Annotated in this window: 15 protein-coding genes; 4 read left to right on the top strand and 11 right to left on the bottom strand. The window is 40.6% G+C overall.

The window, feature by feature from the left end; all coding sequences use genetic code 11:
* Positions 1-74 precede the first annotated feature (74 nt).
* The 10 genes from BV902_RS28305 to BV902_RS26020 form a co-directional block, all read right to left on the bottom strand.
* Entirely contained in the window at positions 75-725 is a 651-nt protein-coding gene (locus BV902_RS28305) for a hypothetical protein (RefSeq protein ID WP_237241858.1), read from the bottom strand.
* Positions 726-738: 13 nt separating this feature from the next.
* Positions 739-1,959 (bottom strand): sodium:solute symporter family transporter, encoded by a 1,221-nt coding sequence (locus BV902_RS28310; protein WP_237241859.1) that lies wholly within the window; start codon positions 1,957-1,959, stop codon positions 739-741.
* 42 nt (positions 1,960-2,001) lie between these two features.
* Positions 2,002-2,901: an endonuclease/exonuclease/phosphatase family protein gene (locus tag BV902_RS25985; RefSeq protein WP_075994375.1), complete on the bottom strand. Its 900-nt coding sequence runs from the start codon at positions 2,899-2,901 to the stop codon at positions 2,002-2,004.
* A 135-nt stretch (positions 2,902-3,036) separates the two neighbouring features.
* The gene (locus tag BV902_RS25990) at positions 3,037-4,230 is read right to left on the bottom strand and encodes a glycoside hydrolase family 130 protein (RefSeq protein WP_075994376.1); all 1,194 of its coding nucleotides are present in this window, start codon (positions 4,228-4,230) and stop codon (positions 3,037-3,039) included.
* Positions 4,231-4,261: 31 nt separating this feature from the next.
* Positions 4,262-6,082 carry an aryl-sulfate sulfotransferase gene (locus BV902_RS25995; RefSeq protein ID WP_172840741.1) on the bottom strand — a complete coding sequence of 607 codons (1,821 nt, stop codon included), beginning with the start codon at positions 6,080-6,082 and terminating at the stop codon, positions 4,262-4,264.
* A 122-nt stretch (positions 6,083-6,204) separates the two neighbouring features.
* A complete protein-coding gene (locus tag BV902_RS26000; protein ID WP_157626243.1) occupies positions 6,205-6,684 on the bottom strand; it encodes a hypothetical protein in 480 nt (159 codons plus the stop codon).
* 61 nt (positions 6,685-6,745) lie between these two features.
* The gene (locus tag BV902_RS26005) at positions 6,746-8,368 is read right to left on the bottom strand and encodes a RagB/SusD family nutrient uptake outer membrane protein (RefSeq protein WP_075994378.1); all 1,623 of its coding nucleotides are present in this window, start codon (positions 8,366-8,368) and stop codon (positions 6,746-6,748) included.
* Between the two features lie 41 nt (positions 8,369-8,409).
* Positions 8,410-11,427, bottom strand: a complete 3,018-nt coding sequence (locus tag BV902_RS26010; RefSeq protein ID WP_075994379.1) for a SusC/RagA family TonB-linked outer membrane protein — start codon at positions 11,425-11,427, stop codon at positions 8,410-8,412.
* Between the two features lie 477 nt (positions 11,428-11,904).
* Entirely contained in the window at positions 11,905-12,774 is an 870-nt protein-coding gene (locus tag BV902_RS26015; protein ID WP_075994380.1) for an AraC family transcriptional regulator, read from the bottom strand.
* 242 nt (positions 12,775-13,016) lie between these two features.
* Positions 13,017-15,419 carry a S9 family peptidase gene (locus BV902_RS26020; protein WP_075994381.1) on the bottom strand — a complete coding sequence of 801 codons (2,403 nt, stop codon included), beginning with the start codon at positions 15,417-15,419 and terminating at the stop codon, positions 13,017-13,019.
* Positions 15,420-15,880: 461 nt separating this feature from the next.
* Here BV902_RS26020 and BV902_RS26025 point away from each other — a divergent pair, with 461 nt between their 5' ends.
* The 4 genes from BV902_RS26025 (at position 15,881) to nrdF (ending at position 19,740) form a co-directional block, all read left to right on the top strand.
* Positions 15,881-16,114: a thioredoxin family protein gene (locus BV902_RS26025; RefSeq protein WP_046673718.1), complete on the top strand. Its 234-nt coding sequence runs from the start codon at positions 15,881-15,883 to the stop codon at positions 16,112-16,114.
* Positions 16,115-16,148: 34 nt separating this feature from the next.
* Positions 16,149-16,556, top strand: a complete 408-nt coding sequence (gene nrdI / locus BV902_RS26030) for a class Ib ribonucleoside-diphosphate reductase assembly flavoprotein NrdI (RefSeq protein WP_053003630.1) — start codon at positions 16,149-16,151, stop codon at positions 16,554-16,556.
* The gene (nrdE, locus tag BV902_RS26035; protein WP_046673717.1) at positions 16,516-18,621 is read left to right on the top strand and encodes a class 1b ribonucleoside-diphosphate reductase subunit alpha; all 2,106 of its coding nucleotides are present in this window, start codon (positions 16,516-16,518) and stop codon (positions 18,619-18,621) included. The genes nrdI and nrdE overlap by 41 nt, the downstream gene beginning before the upstream one ends.
* Positions 18,622-18,753: 132 nt before the next feature.
* Complete coding sequence (nrdF, locus tag BV902_RS26040) at positions 18,754-19,740, top strand: class 1b ribonucleoside-diphosphate reductase subunit beta (RefSeq protein ID WP_070570180.1); 987 nt, start codon at positions 18,754-18,756, stop codon at positions 19,738-19,740.
* Between the two features lie 69 nt (positions 19,741-19,809).
* On the opposite strand, the gene BV902_RS26045 is transcribed toward nrdF, so the two are convergent.
* Positions 19,810-20,703, bottom strand: coding sequence for an alkaline phosphatase (locus tag BV902_RS26045; RefSeq protein WP_075994382.1), 894 nt, complete (start codon positions 20,701-20,703; stop codon positions 19,810-19,812).
* Positions 20,704-20,759 lie beyond the last annotated feature (56 nt).

The following is a 20,759-nucleotide window of genomic DNA, read 5'->3' on the forward strand; positions in this document are numbered from 1 at the left end:
TAATCAAACAACAGGCCGTCCGATTACATGATTCTTCGCTTCTTTCAGCCTTATTTTAGGAACTTAATTACTTATCAATCCGCTTTATTCATACCGTATTTTGTCATAAAAGCATCGTATTCGGCCTCATCGCGGCACATCTTATCATACCAGTTCTTTTTAAGAATCAGTGTGGTAATACCTAATATCAATACACTGGTCAATAAGCCCTGTCCCTGTTGAATAACAATATACATCGGGATCAATGTCAAACAACATTGCCATACAATCCCCACCCCAACATTAAATAAATCACGCTTAAAGTGATCGTTTCTTTTAAGATCAGGGTATTTCTGCAATGCTTTTTGGTGAATTGGCTCCCAAAATCCCCATGGGCGAACACGAACATAAAAATCAACCAACACAGATTCCTCAGTTGGCTTAGATAACCAAGTTCCAAGTAAGCAACCTAATAACGATAGGACAAACAAAAAGGGGAAATAATAAAGCGGCAAAGTATGTGGGAAAAACTGAGGCAGAATAATTGCGCCGAATATACCGGTCAACATTCCCCAAAAAAATCCGGTTCCATTAAATCGCCACCAATGCCACTTAAGCACATTCGCGGCAATATATCCACCATAGAGTGCCGAAACGATCCACTGCAGCACCGAATTGATGTTTTGGACATATAATCCGATAATCGTGCTACAGACAACCACAGAAACAGAAACAATATAACTCAAACGAATCTGTTTTTTAGGCGAAGCCGAACGATAAAAAAAATTTCAGCAAGACATCATTGACCAAATACGCTTGTGCCGCATTTATCGTTGAAGCAAAAGAAGACATAAAAGCAGCCAGCAGTCCAGCCAATAATAAACCTGTCAATCCAACCTTCCCAAAACGACTAATTGCTTTGGGTAAGATGATCTCGAAATCCATATGGCTTCCCATCGCTGTAAACTCATCCCGAAAGAACACAAGCGCTAATACCGTAAAACCCATGATCATCAGATAACGCGGGATCAGCAATATAACAGATACTGAACCACTCATTAATGCGGCCTCTTTTGGTGACCTGCAAGCAAGAATCTTTTGCATATCATAGTTGGCCGCCGGACCAGCCATACTCATGAAAATACCTTTGAAAAGCATCATCATCACAAATATGGTAAACAGGTTGTATTGATCATCGGCTATTCTGTCCATAATAGAAGGGAGTACGTTACTCCAGTCCATATCCAAATGCCAGCCAAAGAAGGGAGAGTCCCATCCCTCGGGTGTATTGGCGGCCAACAATTCAGGACTTACCTGCTGCATTGCAATCACTGCGATTGCAATGCCTGATACAATCATGATTCCAAACTTCACCATATCTGCCCAAACGATACTATGCATGCCGCCAAGCATGACATAAAATGTGGTAATAGCTGTAAAGAATATGCCATATACCTGGGGAACATACATCGGGTCAATAGTCAACGGGATGAACCGAGAAAGCTGTTCCCAGGGAAAGAATACCTCCATAAATTTACCGATTCCGATAAATCCATAACATAGAAAACCCAATACCGCTACAATGGCGTATAAAATAACGATGGTGTAAGCTCCATCCGCCCCTTTACCATGCCCAAAACGGGTTCGGATCCATTCAGCTCCCGTCAAGACATTTGAACGCCGTAGCCATACCGAAAGGTAAACCATCAGGAAAATCTGATTAAAGACAGGCCATAACCAAGGAATCCACATACTCTTTAGGCCATAGACAAAGGCAAGATAAACCATCCACATTGTGCCCGAAATATCGAACATCCCCGATGCATCAGAAATACCAAGCATATAGTAAGGAAGTGATTTCCCTCCCAAGAAATAAGAGTCGAGATCCTTAGAAGCTCGCTTTTTAAGAATCAGGCCAATGACAATCATCGTCAGCAAATAACAGACAATGATCACTATATCTATTACGGAAAGTTCCATGAATATTCTTCTCGTGGTCAACCGCAATCTACAATTATATTTCTACTTCTCCAATTGGCCAATTACGACCGAAACTGGGTAATGATCTGATATTCCTTCGAGATCAGGACCATTGTGCACTTCGGCCTGCTGAACCAAAGGCGACAATCGCTCCGACAATAAGATATAATCAAGCCTTTCCGACACTTCAGCTAATCGGCTGTCACCCCAATTCCAGCCATATAGTGTTGCTGTCGGAAAACTGACACGCTTATTTTCCGGAAATACAGTACGTCCGATACAATCATCAAAACCTGCAGCAATAAAAGTCGACAGCACACTATAGTCAAAATGCTGGCCACGCATATTGCCATATTCTGGATGTGCTTGATCCCAATTCGATAAATTCTTTCTCAGTAGTGCTTTGTGTTCCAGCCAAACTGCATCCAATGGGGAATAAGCATTGAGATCCCCCATGATCATACAGTTATTCAAGGAATTACTTTTGATATAATCCACAATCTGCTGTGCTTCTTTTAATCGATACTTCCAGGAAAAAGGGCTGAGATGCGTGACTATAATGTCAATATCTTTAATTTTAACATGCAGCATGCCATGCCAAAACTCATCCTCCTGGGCTTTGATCAGGGTAATCGGATAGCGAGATGTAATCCCTACCGGATATCCCTTCTCTTTGAGTAAAATGCTATAATGATGTCCATAGGATTTGGCAAGCTGTTGAAGATCGGCCTGTTTAAAATCGACCAGCTCTTCTAACGCAACAATATCCGGTTGCTGTCGTTCCATCCAATGGACAAATTTATCCGATCTTGCTTTCGTATGCTCAAATCCATTCCAGATATTGTAAGAAATTATCTTTAGCGGTTGATCGGCCTGAGATTTCACTGTCAAACACAGCAAGAGTAAAGCAATCACCCCATAAAATTTGATCAGATTTTTCATTTGTACACTCCTAAATATCGATTTTATAATTAACAATAAGCCTTTATAACTAACAACAAGGTGGGCTATCCGATCTAGAATAGGAGACCGGCTTTCAATTTTCAAATCCTATTATCAGGCCCGTTTCACATCATTTCAGGAACAAATTCCAGATTCCATGGTATATAGCGCATTGCGACCAATAAGCTGGAGGACATTGTCAACCGAGGTTGCCGAGCGAAGGCCGTCGGGTGCTGTATTTAGGCAATAATCCAAAAGCTGGTCAACCGAAGATACCGCAACATGCATTCGTGTATCACTCGATGCGTAGTAGATATAAACCATACCATTGGCATCCATGATCCAACCGTTAGAAAACAACACATTGGAAACATCACCGATCCGTTCCTCTCCCTCCGGCGCCATCAGATAACCCGCAGGCTCGGCGATCAATTGGCTTGGATCATCCAGACTGGTGAGATAAAGGTAGAGCACATAACGTAACCCTGCTGCTGTCCCCCTTACACCATGGGCAAGGTGTAGCCAGCCTTTCGCCGTTTTTAAAGGCGCAGGTCCCTCACCATTTTTCAGCTCTTTAATCGTATGATAAAACCGTTTGTTGATAATTTGTTCTTCAACAACAACGGCATTTTTAATATCATCAATCAATGACCATCCAATTCCGCCACCACGTTTTGCTAGGATAAAGTCATCCTGCGGCCGTGTATAGAGGGCATATTTCCCCTGTACAAATTCGGGGTGCAATACGACATTTCGCTGTTGACTGCTCGCTTTCAGATTGGGTAAACGCTCCCAGTGCTTCAAATTTTTTGATCGAATAATCCCTGCAGAAGCAACGGCACTGGAGAGATCCCCCGGAGCGGCTGCTGCATCGCGTTTTTCACTGCAAAAAATACCATACACCCAACCGTCTTCATGAGCAGTCAGCCGGATATCATATACATTTGTTTCCTCTTGATCCAAATCCGGAAGTACCAATGGCTGATCCCAAAAACGAAAATTATCCACCCCATTTTCGCTTTCTGCTATCGCAAAAAATGATTTCCGGTCAGCCCCTTCAACCCGAACAAACAACAGATACTTTCCTTGCCAATAGAGTGCCCCCGCATTCATTGTTGAATTGAAGGTGATTCGCTCTAGAAAAAGCGGGTTTGTCAAGGGATTAAAATCATAACGCCAGGTCAAGGGGATATGTTCTTTGGTAACAACAGGATATAAATAACGCTTAACAATTTTTCCTGGATTAGACAGTTCAACATTAGTTCTCTCCAATAATAAGCGTTGTGATTCGATAATATAAGCTTGCTGACGTTCAAATGATTCGGCCATAAATTTAGTTCAGTTCAAAAAAATAGTTACTTTACAAGTTTTCGGGATAAAGCGGCATACGGGTCACACGATGGAATGCCGTACCGCTACCAGTAGCGACCTCAAGATCAAATATCACTTCTTTTGTTTTCGGATCAATCTCTACAACACGTCCGCCTGAACCAATAGAAGTTGCTACCCCCATACCCGGACAAAATAAAACATGTCCAGTTTGCCCCAAATATTGCACGCCCGAAATGGCCTGTGAAAAGCCTTGCGTGCCGCGATCTTTTCCATAAGACCATACTTGCTGTACCGTTCTATTGGTCAGGTCAACCTTATATTCCACGACCCGGCTAAAGCTTTTCACCCCGGGAGCAAAATTTGATTTCCATTGCCGGTTATACCCATTGTCGAAAACTAAAATACGATCCTTGCTCAACGCGACAGGTGTATGTGGCCCCCAAGGCCAGTCAAAACCTGCAACTGCAGCATTCCCATTGATCACTGCTGGATCTGTAATTACTGTACCATCTTCGGCAATTGGCTTTAGCAACAAGGTCTGGTATTTGGCTCCCCAATTTTTATGGGGCGATATAATCCATTGCGTCACTCCCGAATGGTTAAAACTGAAAATCCCCTGATAACGCGCCGTGGCTAATAAATCTTCGCCAATTTCTGTGATTGAATTATTATGCGCCCAGTTATTGGGGCTTTGCGAAAATGCTGGCGGTGTTATGCCATCGGGCTTGACATAACGCGTCGTATCCAGCTGCTTGGCAAGATCCCATTCATTGACTAAGACACCTGTTTGGGGGTTCAATTCGATGATAAAGTCGTTAATACGGGGGCCGCCATTAGTTAAACGTGCCGCAACTTTGGTTACATTGATCAAGAAATTACCATTGGCTGCTTCACTAACCTCATGGTGAAATCCATACCCCAGTTTCCCCAGATCCCACTGATTGATCAGATTTCCAAAAAGATCAATTTCAACGACACGTTGTTGAGACTGGTCACCCGAAATAAAGGTCCCTTTTTTGGTCCGCTTAAGACCTATCGATCCGGAAAACTTCTGTAAATCAGGCGATTTTTTCAACAGCAACAACCAACGTAATTCCCCCTCGTTATCAATCATATAAGGTAAAGAAGTATCTAGTTCACTCTGCCCCGGATAACTCACCAAATTGATCCCAGGCTCCATTTTCTCGGTTTGCCCTTTGACAATCTTCCATTGGGGAAAGTCTTGTACTGTTAGAGCTTGTGTGATAATATGTATCGTTGTGCTACCGCGCTCGTTGCCTTCCCGGTCAGTAAAAGCAAGATCAACCACATTATCATAATCGGCATATAAGCCTAATATCGGTACGTTTTGACGTGGTGTATCATCGTTACATAAATGCGTAATAGTACCCAGTTTGCCATGCTTACCGCGTACGGTCACCCGCACACGACCATAGGTCGGTAACCATACATTTACCGTGGCCGACAGTGGATTATAACCCGAAGGATCCAGTTTAATATTTTCAACAATAAAATCGAGCGAAGTACCTTTGGTAGGTACCTCCATCTCCGATCCGTCGCTAAAGGAGAGTTTTGTACGCCAATGTGCCAGATCGGAAGTTATCTTGAGGATATCCTTTACGGGGACATTTACGGCTCCCTTCTCAAAGTTGAAAACATACTCTAGTGTATGCTGATTGACATCAAGCAACAATTCTCCTGCATCGATTTTGGATGTCAATGCCAACTTGGAAGATAATTCATTCGTTGTTTCCCGATCTTTCTTACAGGAAAAAAACAACAGAACAAAGCATATAAATGGCAAAATCAAAGTAGTGAAAAATCTACCCATCCGTTGTACTGCAATCATACATATTATTGTTTAAAAGAAATTTTAAAAAGTATTCCGGCAGAGGCATCTACTCCCCTACCGGAAAAAACTAACACTCAACTGTGGAATCGAGAATAAATTTTTATGTGTATGCCAAGCTCTTAGTGATTTGCACAGAAAGGATACCCATTAGCTTGACTAGCAAGTATACATATGATGGAAAATTGGTCATAATCATTAAGTTGATAATTCCCGAAGTTCGACTCCGGCCCCCCACATTTAGATCCCTTCATTGGCAATCCATAAAGATATTGGCCAGAATTCGATCCTAAAAAGAACCCTTCAACTTCGTAAGTTCCTGCTGGAATGTTCGTATAAAAGTTAACACCAGGCGCAATAGGATAATACAAAGTCATCACTATATTTCCATTTTGTTTGAGATAAACACCACAATTAGGTAATGCCGTACCGGTTGAATTATTAAGGTTTATAGAAACTGTATTAGCAAACACAAGCTTCTTTGTTTTTACATAATCCTTGCTATTTGTATTATTTTCATTTTCAATAAGTTTAGGAACAGAATAGCTACTTGCAACAAAAGCCATACAACACAATAAACATAATGTCAGATAATTTTTCATAATACTTTACAATTTTAATGATCGGTAAATTTATACGGATTAAGATTTTGACTATACTTCTTTATCGCCACAACGGATGCTGCTGAATCTTGGTGTTGGTATTAATTTCACCCTCTGGCAAAGGCAGATAATAATGCTTTGGTTGAAACTCGGCGGCACCTTGCTTTTTATTATCTACAAAAATCTGCTTCATTTGAGCATAAGGATACCAGCGTTTTAAATCGAAGAAACGATGACCTTCAAAGAAAAACTCAAGTTCGTTCTGGTGAATAATCTCTTTCATCAAATCATCCGCGTTGGTCCAAGTTTTATTGGCTAATCCTGCACGATCGCGAACGCGTTTTAAACTAGAAGCTGCCCCGGCAGTGTTACCATTCTTAGCACATGCCTCTGCATGTAAAAGTAGTACTTCTGCAAAACGTAGCAGACGGAAGTTATTGTTTGTATTTGCGGCGTCGTACATACTGTTAGCTCCGGATACATTTCTAAAGAAGTTGGTGTATTTCTTGATCAAGAATCGTCCAGGCTTATTGTCTATCGTCGGATACACAAGACCTGGATTTGCTGAAATTTTAGCCATAGACTCTGACCACAACTTATCAAAAGAAAGATTGCCGAACCAAGCGCCGTCTGTAAGACCAGTTTCATAGTCCGAATATTTCCAGTAGAAGCTGGTATACATCCGTTTGTCAAAACGGCTATCTGATCCACTTGGGCGCTCCTCTGCGATAAAATCGCGAACAACGGAAATTCCGGGCACCAACTTAAACCAAGCCCCTGTACCTGCCGGTCCCGCAAAATTGGGAATGATAAATCCTTGACGACTATTGGGATTCTCTGCCCCCCAAATACCATCTGAACCATATTTACCATCATATACCAATTCCCAAACGGATTCTTTATTTAACTTTGTATTGTCTTTAAAATTATCTTCGAAATTTTCGACAAGATCATAGTTATAAGGGGCAGTTAACAGCGTCTTCAATTCTGTTTCGGCTTCCCCGTATTGTTTAGTATACACCAATGACTTTCCTAAAAAGGCAATCGCTGCTCCTTTAGTCACTCGGCCCGCTTCTGCTGCTGGACGTGTAACAGGTAAATTTTCTTTTGCAGCCTTGAAGTCCGCGATCACTTGTTTCCAGATATCAGCTTCAGCTGTCGATGGTTTGTTTTCGGGATCAACATCTGCGGGAACCAACAATAACGGTACATCGCCATAATTTGACGCCAACAAAAAGTAATATACACCCCGTAAAAAAGTAGCCTCGGAAATCAGCTCCTTTCTCTTTGCTTCGTCCATGGAAACTTTCCCAATATTATAGAGAAGCACATTGGCTCGATTAATGCCATTATATAAACTTCCAAAATCACTTCCTCCAGTTCCCGGAGTATTTAGAAAGGTTGCATATTCCCATGTAAATCTTTCTTCACCTGCAAGGAACCAAACATCATCAGCACGATTCATCGTCTGCCATCCCGTATAGGCGCCATAATACCCTTCCATTTGCCCACGGATAGGTGAATAAACGGTTGCCATTGCCGCCTGTACTTCAGCTTCATTCGACCAGAAAATCTCCGACACCGGTTTGTTTGGGTTCGTACGATTGAGAAAATCTTTGCTGCAGCTTCCCATCAAAAGAAGAACGGCTGCTGCTGCTGTATATTTTTTAATTGAAATCTTCATCCTTTTCATTTTAAATTTAATTGTAAACTTCCTGTAATCCACTAGAAATTAGCCTGTATACCAAACATAATAGTTCGCGCCAGCGGATACCGACCATGATCTGTACCAGCCGTCATTACTCCTGTCTGGCCGACCCCATTATCGTTATTGCTTGGACCTAAATCAGGGCTATAACCTTTATATTTTGTTACGGTAAACAGGTTGTCAGCAGCCAAATAAATACGCGCATTTTTCAAGGTTACTTTATTCAACCAAGTATTAGGTAGCGTATACCCCAATTCTATTGTTTTTAAACGGAAGAACGCACCGCTTTCCAACCAGCGGTCACTGACGCGACGTACGTTACCATTGGGATCCTCACGCGTATAACGCGGGATATCGGTATTGGTATTACTTGCTGTCCACGAATTCAAAAGACTGGTAGAATAATTATGCACCTCACTTGTGCTCTCTATTCTAGCACGCGTATAATTGTATATTTTGTTACCGTACATACCATCAAAGAAGAACGCAAAATCAACGCCTTTATAATCCAGTCCACCACGGATACCGTAGGCTAATGAAGGATAAGGACTGCCCATGTATTGACGATCGTTGTTATCGATCTTTCCATCGCCATTGTAGTCCACGAACTTAATGTCCCCCGCTTTGGCAGTAGGTTGGATTACAGTACCATTCCCCGATTTGTAGGCTTGTACTTCAGCATCTGACTGGAACAATCCATCCGTTTGGATCAGCCAAAAACCGCCAATGGGATAACCAACTTTAGCCCAACTGATTACACCTTCACCCTGTGGATTATACCCCTCAAACTCCTGCTTATTTCCTACGGTAATCGCTTTCATTCTATTTTTAACGGCCGAAGCGTTGACACCGATATTGTAATTTACCTCACCAATTGCATCGCGATAGCTCGCTAAAAACTCGAAACCCTTGTTACTGATAGTACCCGCATTCATTACTGGTGAACCCGATTTTCCTGCAGAAGGTGGTTGGTTGATTGACAACAAGATATCTTTCGTATTTCGAACATAATAATCTGCACTGATTCTTAGCTTACTTTGTAAAAAAGCCAGGTCAACACCGAGGTTACTCGTCTCGGTCTCTTCCCAAGTTAGATTAGATGGCGAAACCCAGCTCGTTCCAGGGATTGCTCCTTGCCACCACGCTCCACCTTGGATATAGTTAATACCGTATCTCGTAACATTTTGTGTCGTATAATTGGCAATCTCCTGATTACCCAAGCGACCATAAGTTGCCCGGATTTTGAATTCATTGACTGAATTTTTCGCCTTTGCAAAAAAGCTTTCGTTCATGATATTCCAGCCTAGCGCCACCGATGGGAAAACCCCATAGCGATGTCCATTATCAAACTTCGAAGATCCGTCTCGACGAACCGTTGCAGTAAATAGATAACGGTTATCATACGTATACATCACACGACCAAATTGCGATATCATGGATGCTTCCTGCAGACTTCCTGAAGTTGATTGCTCTGCTGGTGATGCTGCATCAATTGCATCCGTGCCTGCTGGAATATCAAGTCTCTTGGCACCAAATCCTCTATTTGAGTTTTCCTGAGAGGAGTAACCCGCCAATAAGGAAATTGTATGCTTATCAAAAGTATTGTCGTAATGTAAGGTATTTTCAATCAGCCACTGATTATTGAAGAAAGCGCTTTCATTCAGCGAAGATTGCAAAACGGCAGTACCATCGGGACGTCGATCCGATTTGTTATAATTTCTTCCTGTGGTTCTATTAATCCCTACATTCAATCTATATTTTAATCCTTTTACAAAAAGATCTGCCTCCGCATATCCATTGAGCATGATATCTGTCTGATAGACATGGTTGGTATTGAGATTCAAATTACCAACGGGATTATCCAAATTTTTCATCCATGGTGCATAGGTTGAATATCCACCGACAACATTGGCATCATAAACCGGTAATAACGGATTTTGACGCAGGATATCTGTGATTACCAAATTGGCATATTGGCGATCCCCCGATTTAATCAATAAAGTATTTCCAACACGGAGATGATCATTGAAAAAGTTAAAGGTATTTTTGCTGCGTACATTGAAAGATTCATAACCCGTTGTTTTCAAAATACCTTTTTGATTCAGATACCCTCCGGAAACACTATAGGTCGATCGATCGCCACCACCAGCAACATCCAGATTGATCTTATTCACGGGTGCTGTTTGAAACACTTCATCTTGCCAGTCGGTATTCGCATTGAAGTCTTTGGCTTGTACTGGTAGATATCCCTTTTCGTCCACAAATTTTTTCCATTGCGGTCCATCCATCAAGCTCATTTTTTTTGGTAGACTTTGCACCCCAGTATAAGCATTTAAACTCAACGTGGCTGGACTTGCCCTTTTCCCGCCCTTCGTTGTAATAATCACCACTCCATTAGCCGCACGAGAACCATAAATAGCTGCTGCTGATGCATCTTTTAATACTTCCAATGAAGCGATATCGTTTGGATCTACCGTATTGATATCGCCAAATACACCATCAATCACATATAAAGGATTAGTACTGCCCATCGAACCTATACCACGAATATTGATATTCATTCCTGCTCCTGGCGATCCGCCAGCATTTGACACACTCACCCCAGCAACGCGCCCTTGTAAAGCGCCGGCAGCACTTTTAGCTAAATTCGATTGCAGATCCTTTCCCGTCACGGATGACACTGCACCGGTCAAATCACTTTTTTTCACCGTACCATAGCCGATCACCACAACTTCATCTAATTCCGTACCCGACTGAAGTACAATACTATAGGTTGATGCATCATTGACAAGCACCTCTTGCTCCTTCATCCCCACGTAGGTAATTTTTAAGGTTTTGCCTTTCGCAACATCAAGTGTAAAAGAACCATCGGCATCTGTTTTCGTTCCGCTGGCGCTCCCCTTGATATTGACCGTAGCTCCTGCCACTGGCTTATTATCCGCATCGAGGACTTTGCCCCTCACCTTTTGGGATTGCTGTGCAAAGGCTAAGCTCCCATAAGTGGAAAGTAAGAGTAGTAAAGCTGTTTTTCTCATATTGTGTGTATTTAAGGTTTACAATAAATAGATGGTTTGTATAATATGTCTATACTTAATTGGTATTCTTCTATTGGTTTGTTTGACGAAATTAGAGAAAAGGAGATGCCGTAAATAGCAAGATCAACTCATTTGTATTGTACTTTTCATTCATATTTCTCCTGGAAAAAACACAAAAATGTCAACACAAACGATTGCGCAAAATAGAAATAACAATAAAATAGGAAAAAAAATGAGGCAACAGAACAACATCGTAAAAACCTAAAAAACAACACATTAAAAACAAATAAAGACCATTTTATTGAACTTTAAACTCACTTGTATTGAATTATCTAGCAAGAGGAATAGGGGTAATCAATAACTAAATAGCGTTTAAACCCCACCATATTCACGGAATGGTTGACTTTTTTTAGATAGACATATATAGATCTTTCGTCTATCTAAAAAAGCGAAATGAGAAAGGAAAAAAGAAAAAAATTAGATAATCATCTGTTGCTTGCGGAGGCTATTTCTATACTCGACCGGAGTAAGGTCTTTTTTCTTTTTAAATACACGGTAGAAATACGAAACGCTGTTAAAGCCACATTGTTCGACAATATCGGCAATCAAGGTCTCTTCTTTCAGTAATCGCACGGCCATATTGATCCTAAAATCCAGCAGATAATCTGTAAAATTCATTCCTGTAGTCGATTTCAGAAAACGGGAAAATGTTGATTTGCTCATATTCATTACTGCCGCAACCATCGGAAGGCTCAATTCTCTATTTACATGGGTAACGATATATTCTTGTAGTCGTCCCATCATCAATTCGCTATTACTCAATACCGTATTGGTCGCCGTAGATAGTACACGGATATCTTCACCCTTAGACAATTCATACAGCAACACCAAAAGTTTCATAACCGAATAGAATCCGTCTCTTTCCAAAGTCAATATGCGTAACAACGGTAATACCCGATCTACTGTGTCTTTCCCAAAAACTACACCACGCGAGGCTTTGGATAATAACTGCTGTATACTTGCAAACTGCTTTTTATCCAGATACTGTTCAATTAATGAAGGATGAAACTGAATCGTGATCTCATGAATATCATTCGATTGGCAATCGCCATCTTTCCAGGCGTGTTCAAGCTCGGGGCTTGCAATGAGTACCAGATCCCGCTCGCCAATAGACTCTATCGAGTTGCCAATGATACGTTGTGCCCCCACTGCCCCCTCAACATAATTGAGCTCATATTCTGGGTGAATATGTACAGGAAACGTAAAGGAAGATTTTCTCCGATCGAAGACCACAAAGCAGTCATCGGAAGATAATGGCGATTTCTCTCTAAATATATCAGGTCTCATAATTGGATTTTCCCTCCAGTAAATTACCCAAACTTAAAAAAATATTATGTATAATCCATTGGTACTTCAGCACATTTGCCGGCTGTGCAACAGGAGCCTGCCAAAGTTGAGTCCTAACTTCGGGGTATCCAAATCAGATTAACGTACATCAAGTGGAGTACATCGATCCATTTAAGCGAAACTTGAGCAACAAAAAAGTTGCCGTACAAGGCAACCTTTTTATATTCTTTTCGATCTTCACCTTATTTTTTAAGGTATTTTTCCAAAAATTGATCCTGCTCCCAAAGTAAATGGAAGATATTTTCTTTGGCGACATATCCATGTGCTTCACGTGGTAAAATGACCATACGCACGGGAGCTCCCAAGTTTTTCAGGGCCTGGAAATAGCGTTCTGTCTGCAGGGTGAATGTTCCGGGATTATTATCGGCTCCGCCATGAACCAACAAAAGTGGGGTTTTCATCCGATCAGCACTCACAAATGGAGACATGGTCATATACAAGGCTGGATCATCCCAAAAGTTACGTTGTTCACTCTGAAAACCAAATGGTGTTAAGGTCCGATTGTATGCTCCAGAACGGGCAATTCCTGCGGCAAACAATTTTGAATTGGACAACAGATGTGCTGTCATAAAAGCACCATAGGAATGCCCACCCACAGCAACTTTTTTCCGATCGATATAACCCAAATGATCTACCGCATCAATTGCAGCTTCGGCATTTGCCACAAGTTGTTCAATAAAGGTATCATTCGGTTCTTTTGTTCCCTCTCCAACAATAGGGAAGGCCGCATTATCCAATACAGCATACCCCTTCGATACCCAGTAGATAAAAGAACCATAACTTGGGAAGGTAAACTCTTTCGGATTGGCCGTACTTTGTCCGGCTGTATTCTTGTCCTTATATTCCCTTGGATAAGCCCACATTAGCAGAGGCAACTTCTCTTTCTTCGTAAAATCATAACCGGCAGGTAAATATAATGTTCCGGAAAGTTCGACCCCATCCTTGCGTTTGTACTTTAAAATCTCTTTATGAACTTTTTCCAAAGATTTAAACGGGTTTTCCAACGTGGTGAGCGTCACCTGTTTCCCCGATTTCATATTTTTCATGAAATAATTCGGATAAATCGATGCTGACTGAAGCGAAATCAACAAATCCCCAGTTTTAGGGTTCACGAGTTGGGTGATACGTTCCTGCAGTTCAGATGCTGGAGCAGTGTAGATGCGTTTTTTCTTCAATGAATGCAGATCAAGCTCATCCACAAAAGGAAACTCACCATTTTTAGTAAACCCCTTACCTACAAACAGCACTTTATCTTTATCTATATACATCGAATAAGTGCCTAAACTATTTTTTTCCATATACACATCTCCCGGATCATTATAGACGTCCTGACTGTTCCGGTCATGCAATAGTTTAGGTTCTCCCGAGGAAGGATTTACCACAAAAGTTTTTGCGTTTCTCGTATCATACCATTGCGAATTGATCAATGCATATTTATCATTCCCCCATGTTACACCAGCGTAACGGTCTTTGATTTTAAAAATAAGCTTTCCCGCACCATTGTAAGGGTAAGATAAAGTATATAAGGCATCACGAAACTCCGCAGGTTTATTCGCATCCCCGCCATCCAAGGCTTCTACATAAGCCAACGTAGCTGGCTGATCACTCCGCCAATGCCAGGCACGTTTTCCCGATCGTGTCGACGAAAAACCTTTCGGCATTACCTCTGTCAAGGCTGCCTCATTCACCAACGCTATTTCCTTGCCCGATCGATCATAAATACGAACCTGCTGTGGAAAAGACGAGACCGGAACTACGTAGGAATAAGGTTTTGTAATCGTCGTGATCATCACATACTCACCATCCGGAGAGAAACTGATCCCCGTATAAATGGCTTTATCTTTAAAGGAAGAAATCTTGCCGTCCAGATCTACAAGTTCAAGGTTGGATTGCACCAATGTTTCAAAATTCACTTCATCCTGCGGATTTTTAAGCAGATCTTGGTATGTCCTCAATTGAGACACCTTCCCATCACTTGTTGAGACAATAGGTCCTGTCGGCAAATCTTTTGAAGGATCCAACAGTGCGGCCCTATCCTTTGGCAGGCTTGTTATTATTAAACCGGAAGAATTTCTCAGCCACTGAAATGGTGCTGTCAATGTTCCGTTCAAATTGTACGCTGTCAACTGTTTGACATTTCGCGTTGCAAGATCAATGACAAATAAAGCTGTTCCGCTTTCATTTGTATTGCTAAATGCCAAACGCTTATTGTCTGGAGAGAACACAAAATTGGCCATCGCCGCTTTTTCGGGCATCCCCGTGAAGTCGGAAAATTCCATATTTTGTCCTATTTTTTTCAAGGCAATCTTATCGAAAAAGATTGTCGAACTTTCCATGTTCGTCTTCGGATTAATCCGCAATCCAGCCAGTTTCATTTCTTCCTGGCCTAAGTCTGCCAGGCTTTTATACGTAGGCCGGAATGTAAATAACATCCAATTTCTATCGCTTGAAATCTTTATCTGAGGGGGGCGCACATAATCGGCTAAGGCCAAAATTTCAGTAGAAGGTTTTTGAAAGGTAATGTTTTCCTGCGCTTGCGTCTGTAGCGACGCTAGAAGCAAGAGACCATAGAATAGTTTCTTCATAAATTTATTTTTCAAATTAGGGCAAAATAAGGTAATAAAATTTTCATAAAAAAGCAAGCTTTGTAGCTTTTTTATGACAGTAAAATTAAACTTAAATCATTTGTAAAATAGTGGTAAAATTTACTAATTTAAAGTTATCCACATTTACAAAATCAAGATAATCAACAACTTACAAACACTAATCTGCAGCAAACGCATTCTCTGACAAACTTTTACCCAAAATGTGGAAAAGTCAAACTACCGCATCGAAAGAAAATATAAGATATTTGTTAAGCTAATGAAAGAATTGGCAACTCAACGAAGTTTTTAAGTATCGAAACACAGACTTTTCTTTTTGATGAATTGTCTATTTTAAATGGCCAGATGCACCTTAAATCTGGTCTCCCCGATTAAAATTGATACCATTAACTCCGTACCGAGTTTTTCTATAAAGATTGGAATAAAAAAATAAACAAGTAAACATGGCAAGAATTATCAAATTTGAGAAAAACGATTGTGCTCCTTGTGCACAAGTATCGGCTTATTTGGATCAAAAAGGTATCCAATATGAAACGGTTAATCCTTTTGATGAACCAGACTTGGCCGCAAGATTCAAAATCCGCACAGTTCCTACGGTAATTGTGTTGGAAAATGAAGAGATTCAACACCGTATCATTGGCTTTAAACCAGAGGAATTGGCTGCCATTGCACTTTAATAAATTCAGCGTATCATTAAAATGAAACAGTGACATGATACACATTTATTATGATTCCAGAACGGGGAACGTACAACGTTTTATGGATAAAGTAGCTCAGATAACGGGTTGGCAAATTCATAAGATCACCGCCGATTTAACGGTAAAAGACCCTGGGCATTTGGTCACTTTCACCACAAATTTTGGACAGGTGCCCGAAAACACAAAAGAATTCATGAAACGCGAAGCTAAAAATATCTATTCTGTTACTTCCAGTGGCAACCGCAACTGGGGACCGAATTTTGGTCTAGCAGCTGATCGCATTTCACAGGATTTCGACATTCCACTGGCGTTCAAATTTGAACTGTCCGGAACAATGGAAGATATTAATCAATTTATTGACATCTTAAAGAACTTTTGCGATGGTAGCAAACGAAGTAGCAAAAAACTGGATATTGCTTAATAATGAAATCATGATTAAGCATGATGACGAATTCAGCTTACATAAAGATAAGGAAGCGGTTCGTGCATATTTCTTGGAATATGTAAATAAGAACACAGTGTTCTTTTATACATTAAAGGAAAAAATAGACTATTTGGTAGAAAACAACTATTATATTGACTTTTACCAATGGTTTACATTTGAAGAAATGGAAACGGTATTCAACTATGTGTATGCGAAGAAATTCCGTTTCGAATCTTTTATGGCGGCATTTAAATTCTTCCAGAGCTACGCTTTACGTGACGATTCTGGCGAGAAGTTTTTAGAGCGTTATGAAGACCGTGTAGTTGCTGTTTCCTTGTTCTTAGCAAGAGAAGAGGGTGTTCAAAAAGCAATTGAGTACGCAGAAATCATGATCAATCAAGAATATCAGCCAGCGACCCCTACATTCTTAAATGCAGGAAAGAAACGCTCGGGTGAATTGGTGTCTTGTTTCTTGGATGAAATCGGTGACAACTTAAATGGTATCGGTTACGCTGTTGATTCCGCAATGAAGTTGTCTTCTATCGGTGGTGGTGTATCGTTCAATATCTCTAAAATCCGTGCTCGCGGAGAAGCTATCAAAGGTGTTGAAGGCCGTGCCGGCGGTGTACTTCCAATCATGAAGATTATGGAAGATACATTTTCATATGCGAACCAGTTGGGACAACGTCCGGGTGCTGGTGCAGTATACCTCAATATTTTCCACTCCGACATCGAAGAATTTTTAGATTGTAAAAAAATCAACGTTGACGAGAAAGTACGTATCAAATCATTGTCTATCGGTATCATCGTTCCTGATAAATTCATGGAATTGGCAGAAAAAGATGAACCATGCTATTTGATCTACCCACATACGGTGATGCAAGAGTATGGACAATTCTTGGATGAGATGGACATGGACAAAATGTACGACGAATTGATCACGAATCCAAACGTGAAAAAGAAAAAAATCAATGCTCGTCACCTTTTAGTTAAAATTGCACAGACACAAAAAGAATCAGGATATCCTTATATTTTCTTCAAAGAGAACACCAACCGTGTCCATGCATTGAATGAAATCGGTCAAGTGAAATTCTCGAACTTGTGTACTGAAATCATGCAAGTATCTCAAGTATCCGATATTGAGATCTATGGTAAACAGGACACGATCCGTTATGGTATCTCCTGTAACTTAGGCTCCTTAAATATTGCGACTGTAATGGACAACAAACGTATCAAAGAGACCGTAAAAACGGCTATGCGTGCTTTGACTGTCGTTACAGACGTGACCAATATCGATATGGTTCCATCTATTGCAAAAGCAAACCGTGAATTGCATTCTGTAGGGCTAGGTGCAATGAACCTCCATGGTTACCTTGCAAAAAGCTTCATCATGTATGAATCTAACGAGGCACTGGATTTTGCCAATACCTTCTTTATGATGATGAACTATTATTCATTGGAAGCATCGATGGAAATTGCCAAAGAACGTGGTAAAACATTTGTTGGATTTGAAAAATCAGCCTATGCCGATGGTACATATTTCAACAATTACGTAAACCGCGATTATATGCCTAAAACAGCTAAGGTAGCGGAGTTATTTGAAGGAATACATATTCCAACTGTAGAAGATTGGTTGGAATTAAAAGCGAAAATCAAAGAACATGGTATTTATCATGCTTACCGCTTGGCTATTGCTCCAAATCAATCGACTTCGTATATCATGAATGCAACCGCATCAGTTATGCCAATCGTAGATATCATTGAGGTACGTGAGTATGGAGATAGTACAACTTACTATCCAATGCCATACTTGACAAACGATAATTATTTCTATTTCAAATCGGCTTATGATATGGATCAATTCAAGGTCTTAAAATTGATCTCGGTTATCCAACGCCATATTGATCAGGGTGTATCTACAATTTTGCATACAAACTCAAAGGATTCGACGAGAGATTTGTCTAGATATTATATCTATGCACATAAATTGGGATTGAAATCCCTTTATTATACACGGACAAGAAAATCGACCATCGACGAATGTGTCTCTTGTTCAGCTTAATTTTGAGATTTTAGTATTTGGATATATAATGGGAGAAAGTCAAAAGTTGCCTACGCCATTGGCGGCTTTTGGCTTATCTAAAATCAACAATCCAAATACGTGATAATAAATGCCTAATACTTTAAACTAAAAATGAGTAAAACATATAAAGCTGTCAACTGGAATACCCCTGAGAACGATTATGTATTGATGTTCTGGGAACAAAATATCCGTCAATTCTGGATCGATACGGAATACATTCCTTCAAAAGATATCGATAGCTGGAAACGTATCAGCCCAGAAATGAAAGATGCGTATAAAAAAGCTTTAGGAGGATTAACTTTGTTGGATACTCTTCAAAGCCACACAGGTATGCCTAAAATCATCGATCATATCGATACTTTACAGAATAAAGCTGTATTGTCGTATATGTGTATGATGGAAGCTATCCACGCAAAATCGTATTCCACTATTTTCACGACAGTTTCTACAACCGCAGAAATAAACGACATTTTCGAATGGGTTCAACAAAATAAATATCTTCAATACAAAGCAGAAACGATTGATGGTTACTACCGCGCGATCGATAAAGAAGATGCTTCGGACGAAGAGATTTATATGGCGATGGCTGCATCTGTATTATTGGAGTCATTCTTATTTTATTCTGGATTCTTCTTGCCATTATGGTTATGTGGACAAGGTGAAATGGTTGCTTCTGCCGATATCATTAAGAAAATTATTGCAGACGAATCTATTCATGGTGTATTCGTTGGATTAATAGCCCAAGATCAATTCAAAAAATTAAAAAATCAAGATCAGGTAAAAGCTCGTTTCTTGGCCTTGCTTTACAATTTGTATGAAAATGAGCTGAAATATACAGAAGAGATCTATACTGAAGTTGGCTTAACCGCAGAGGTAAAAGAATATGTTCGTTACAATGCCAACAAAGCATTGATGAATTTGGGCTTTGATCCGATCTTCGAAGTAAAACAAGTCAACCCAATCGTATTGAATGGTTTGAATACTGAAACGACACAACATGACTTCTTCTCCAAGAAATCAACTAACTACGAAAAAGCAACGGAAATTGTCCATCTAAAAGATGACGACTTCAAAATGGATGTGGTCGTAGATATATAATATTGACGATTCGTCAAACAAAAAGCCCCAAAGAAAATTCTTTGGGGCTTTTTGTTTGACGGGCAACAACTATTGTTGGAATGCTTTGATTGCCTGTCCACGCCAAGCGGCATCAAGCGGTGCACCAAGCAACCAAGTTAACGTAGGTGCGATATCATAAATCATCAAAGTTTCCTTGATTTCTTTTCCTTTTGGCACACCTGGTCCGGTCATTACCCAAGGAATCTCCACCTCGGCCAGCGATTTACCACCGTGTCCTTTTCCGGTACCACCATGATCCGCAGCAATAACAAAAATTGTTTCGTCTGCAATTCCCGCATCTTTTACAGCTTGCTGCAATGTACCAATACGTCTGTCGACCTGTTTTAGTTCGGCATAGTATTCCGGTGTATTATGCCCGATATTATGGCCTACACCATCAGGTTGGTCGAAATGCACAAAAGTAATCGTCGGTTTCTCCTTTTTTATGATATCCACGGTGGTATTCAATGTCGCTTCATCATCATCCTTGGTGTTAATGATTTTTTGCACGACTTTATTGTCGATCAAATAACCTATACCCGGCCAGCTATGCACCACAGCAAACTGTGCCTTGGGATTTTTGCTGGCAACAGCATTAAATAAGGAAGGAAACATTCCGTTTGCTGTTTTGGTTGTAGAAGGGATCTCGGGTGTCTTGCTATCCCATTCTGTATATCCATGCGCGGTAGGACCAGCGCCCATAATCATGGAAGCCCAGTTTACAGCACTAGAGGAAGGTAATACGGTACGTACATGTGTACTATATGTCCCCTCCTGCATCATCTTTTTAAGATTTGGCATTTCCGCTTTTGGTAAAGCATACGCTCCAAAACCGTCAAAACCAACTAAAACAACGTGTTTGATCTTTTTGCTCTGTGCCGACACAGCACTTGTGGATAGCCCCAGTACGATCAATGGTAATAATAGATTTTTAATTTTCATCTGTATAAATTTGTTTTTTCAATTGCGATGAAGCTATCAGATTTATTCATTCCCTA

It is taken from the genome of Sphingobacterium sp. B29 (assembly GCF_001952815.1).
Taxonomy (GTDB): Bacteria; Bacteroidota; Bacteroidia; order Sphingobacteriales; family Sphingobacteriaceae; genus Sphingobacterium; species Sphingobacterium siyangense.

Coding starts and splice junctions, on each gene's coding strand:
- BV902_RS28310 (WP_237241859.1), bottom strand. CDS start 1,959: ATGGAACTTTCCGTAATAGATATAGTGATCATTGTCTGTTATTTGCTG.
- BV902_RS25985 (WP_075994375.1), bottom strand. CDS start 2,901: ATGAAAAATCTGATCAAATTTTATGGGGTGATTGCTTTACTCTTGCTG.
- BV902_RS25990 (WP_075994376.1), bottom strand. CDS start 4,230: ATGGCCGAATCATTTGAACGTCAGCAAGCTTATATTATCGAATCACAA.
- BV902_RS25995 (WP_172840741.1), bottom strand. CDS start 6,082: ATGATTGCAGTACAACGGATGGGTAGATTTTTCACTACTTTGATTTTG.
- BV902_RS26000 (WP_157626243.1), bottom strand. CDS start 6,684: ATGAAAAATTATCTGACATTATGTTTATTGTGTTGTATGGCTTTTGTT.
- BV902_RS26005 (WP_075994378.1), bottom strand. CDS start 8,368: ATGAAGATTTCAATTAAAAAATATACAGCAGCAGCAGCCGTTCTTCTT.
- BV902_RS26010 (WP_075994379.1), bottom strand. CDS start 11,427: ATGAGAAAAACAGCTTTACTACTCTTACTTTCCACTTATGGGAGCTTA.
- BV902_RS26015 (WP_075994380.1), bottom strand. CDS start 12,774: ATGAGACCTGATATATTTAGAGAGAAATCGCCATTATCTTCCGATGAC.
- BV902_RS26020 (WP_075994381.1), bottom strand. CDS start 15,419: ATGAAGAAACTATTCTATGGTCTCTTGCTTCTAGCGTCGCTACAGACG.
- BV902_RS26025 (WP_046673718.1), top strand. CDS start 15,881: ATGGCAAGAATTATCAAATTTGAGAAAAACGATTGTGCTCCTTGTGCA.
- nrdI (WP_053003630.1), top strand. CDS start 16,149: ATGATACACATTTATTATGATTCCAGAACGGGGAACGTACAACGTTTT.
- nrdE (WP_046673717.1), top strand. CDS start 16,516: ATGGTAGCAAACGAAGTAGCAAAAAACTGGATATTGCTTAATAATGAA.
- nrdF (WP_070570180.1), top strand. CDS start 18,754: ATGAGTAAAACATATAAAGCTGTCAACTGGAATACCCCTGAGAACGAT.
- BV902_RS26045 (WP_075994382.1), bottom strand. CDS start 20,703: ATGAAAATTAAAAATCTATTATTACCATTGATCGTACTGGGGCTATCC.